This window comes from Sulfobacillus harzensis, from assembly GCF_012933365.1.
GTDB lineage: Bacteria > Bacillota > Sulfobacillia > Sulfobacillales > Sulfobacillaceae > Sulfobacillus_B > Sulfobacillus_B harzensis.
The window spans coordinates 1-2,715 of sequence record NZ_JABBVZ010000212.1 but is presented as its reverse complement, the minus strand read 5'-3'; the positions used below and the strand labels follow the sequence as shown (position 1 = coordinate 2,715).

4 protein-coding genes and 1 pseudogene are annotated in these 2,715 nt (G+C 58.0%); all 5 read left to right on the top strand.

The window, feature by feature from the left end; all coding sequences use genetic code 11:
- A partial coding sequence (locus tag HIJ39_RS22415; RefSeq protein ID WP_169103257.1) for a tyrosine-type recombinase/integrase occupies positions 1-709 on the top strand: 709 nt, incomplete at its 5' end.
- Between the two features lie 301 nt (positions 710-1,010).
- Positions 1,011-1,403, top strand: a pseudogene (locus HIJ39_RS25025) (IS66 family transposase); the annotation flags it as partial.
- Positions 1,404-1,436: 33 nt separating this feature from the next.
- Complete coding sequence (locus HIJ39_RS25020; protein WP_338055277.1) at positions 1,437-1,613, top strand: transposase domain-containing protein; 177 nt, start codon at positions 1,437-1,439, stop codon at positions 1,611-1,613.
- A gap of 59 nt (positions 1,614-1,672) precedes the next feature.
- Positions 1,673-2,026 (top strand): hypothetical protein, encoded by a 354-nt coding sequence (locus HIJ39_RS22405; protein WP_169103255.1) that lies wholly within the window; start codon positions 1,673-1,675, stop codon positions 2,024-2,026.
- A 1-nt stretch (position 2,027) separates the two neighbouring features.
- Positions 2,028-2,715, top strand: a 688-nt coding sequence (locus HIJ39_RS22400) for an ATP-binding protein (RefSeq protein WP_169103254.1), incomplete at its 3' end; no start/stop codon positions are given.

Below are 2,715 nucleotides of genomic sequence, written 5' to 3'. Positions count from 1 at the left end.
CCTGGCAGCGGTGCACGCTTTTGCCCAGTACCTGCAACGGGAACAACCGGAGTTTATGCACGAGGCGCAACAATTACAGGCGATTCCCTTTAAAAAAACAACCTCCGGGCGTATGGACTATTTGACCGTCGAACAGATGAAGTTTCTCCTGAGTCTCCCCAACCGGGCCGCCCGTCACGGGCGGCGGGATGCTGTGTTGTTGAGCCTCCTCTATGATACGGGCGCTCGGGCCCAGGAACTCTGCGACGTCGTCGCAGGCGATGTCAAATTGAGCACGGTATCGACGATTCGGCTCACCGGCAAGGGTCAGAAAAGTCGCATTGTACCGTTGATGCCGCCCATGGCTCGTCTCCTTAAGCAGTATCGGCAGGAACGCCAGTTGAACCATCCACAAGCCAGTGCGTATCCCCTGTTTCAGAACCGAGCGGGAGGCAAACTGTCCCGAGAAGGGGTGGCCTATATCGTGGCCAAGTACGTGCAGCAAGCGGCCCAGGTGTCTCCGGGAGCACTCCCGGACACGGTGTCGCCCCATTGCTTTCGGCATTCGAAGGCCATGCACTTGCTCCAGGCCGGTGTCAACCTGGTGTATATCCGAGACCTCCTAGGCCACGTGGACCTCAAAACGACGGAAATCTATGCGCGGATCGACAGCGAAATGAAGCGGAAGGCTTTGGAAAGGCGGCTGACTCAAAAGGTTCCTGGGCCGTGATACCATCCCTAAAATGTGCCCCTTTTACCCCGGTTAGTGGAGGAAGCGGGTCATCCTCCTCCCTGTTTTCGGGAGTCAAGTGGGAGAAAATCTAAGGGCAAAGGCCTTTTGAGTCAGCCCCTATCTGAAGCCCTTCCCCCATGGCAGACCAACACGGAGTTGCTTGCGTGGCTCAAAGGACTCGGCTCCTAGCCGCGTGAAATGGAAAGTGCAAGCTGGGGAAACGGCGTGTTGGAGCCCCTTTTCCCGGCAGCTTTCCATTACGTCGCACTTCTCATTACTCCGGTAATGTGTAGCTGAGCATTACCGGAGTAAATTTGATGAGGCCTTAAAGGCGTTGCCCGCCGGGCAACGGGCCGGTCCCAGTTCGGCCCGCACGGGTCTCGACTTCTGTAACCGCTTATATGCCGTCGAGCAAGACCTCCGCGAGAGCACCCCGGAGGACCGCTGGCGCGCGCGTCGCGCGCGGAGTGCGCCCATTTTGGCCGCGTTTCATGAATGGCTGCAGGCTCAGCAGGCGGACATCTTGCCCCAGAGTGCCGTGGGCAAGGCGGTCACCTATTGCCTCAATCAATGGGCTCAGTTGGAAGGATACTTGTTGGACGGCCGGCTCGAGATTGACAACAACCGCAGTGAGCGCGCCATCAAACCGTTTGTCATCGGGCGGGGGAATTGGCTCTTCAGTAACACACCGCGGGGGGCGAAGGCCAGTGCGCTCGTCTACAGTATCATCGAAACGGCGAAAGAAAACGGGCTGAATCCGCAAGCCTATTTACAGTATTTGTTTGAAGAACTGCCCCATCGCGACCTCAACGATTTGGCGACCTGGCAGGCGCTGTTGCCCTGGTCGAGCGAACTCCCGGACGATCTCAAGTCGCCAGCACCCACTCGCCAGGCCCAGTGATATCTTTAGGTCCCCACCGCAAGGTGGGGATTATTTGACGCTCACAGAAAAAGGATGTCGTGGCCGTCGTCCCGCCATTAGCGGAAGACCTCAAGGAATACGCCAAGCTCCGGTCGCAGCAGCAGCTGCTCGAGTCCCAAATTGACCTAATTAAGGTCCGCCGGGATGCGCTCGAAGCGGGGTTTGGCGACGTTCTCGACGACCGGCAGGCGAATGTGCTGCGTGCGGATGATGTGACCGTCAGCCGCTCCATCGTCAATGGGCGCACCACCACAGACATCAAAGCCGCCATCGCTGATGGCGTCATTACGGAAGATGTCATCAAACCGTACCAGAAGACGAGTGATCCCCACTCACGCTGGACGGTGCGCAAACCAAAACCCAAAACCAAAAAATCGAAGGGGGACGCTTAACATGGCATTTCAGTTCCACAAAGCAACCAAAAAGCAAAGCTTTCTTCGGATGGCGCTCATCGGACCCAGCGGCTCCGGAAAGACCTACAGCAGCCTTCGGATCGCCCAGGGGCTCGGTAAAAAGATTGCCGTGATCGACTCCGAGCGTGGATCAGCCTCCAAGTACGCCGATGAGTTCGATTTTGACGTGCTGGAGCTCGACACGTTTGCCCCGCGTAACTACATCAACGCCATCGACGCCGCGGTGGCGGAGGGATATGACGTGCTCATCATCGACTCCCTGACCCACGCCTGGATCGGCAAGGGGGGCGTCCTCGAAATGCACGACGCCGCGGCCGCTCAGGAGAAGAGCGGCAACAGCTACACCGCCTGGCGGACCGTCACGCCCGAACACAATCGCCTCGTCGACGCGATGCTCCAGGCTCCGTTGCACGTCATCGCGACCATGCGGTCAAAGATGGAGTATGTTCAAGAGAAAAACGAGAACGGCAAGACCATCATCCGCAAGGTCGGCTTGCAACCCATCCAGCGCGACGGGTTGGACTTTGAGTTTGACGTGGTGGGCGACATGGATGCGTCGAACACCTTAATCGTCACCAAGACTCGCTGCCGTGCGCTCCCTCGTAGATTAGGGCTTTTCTCCCGTATACTCGCTGATTCGCAGGATTTCGTGACTCACGATGTGCGAG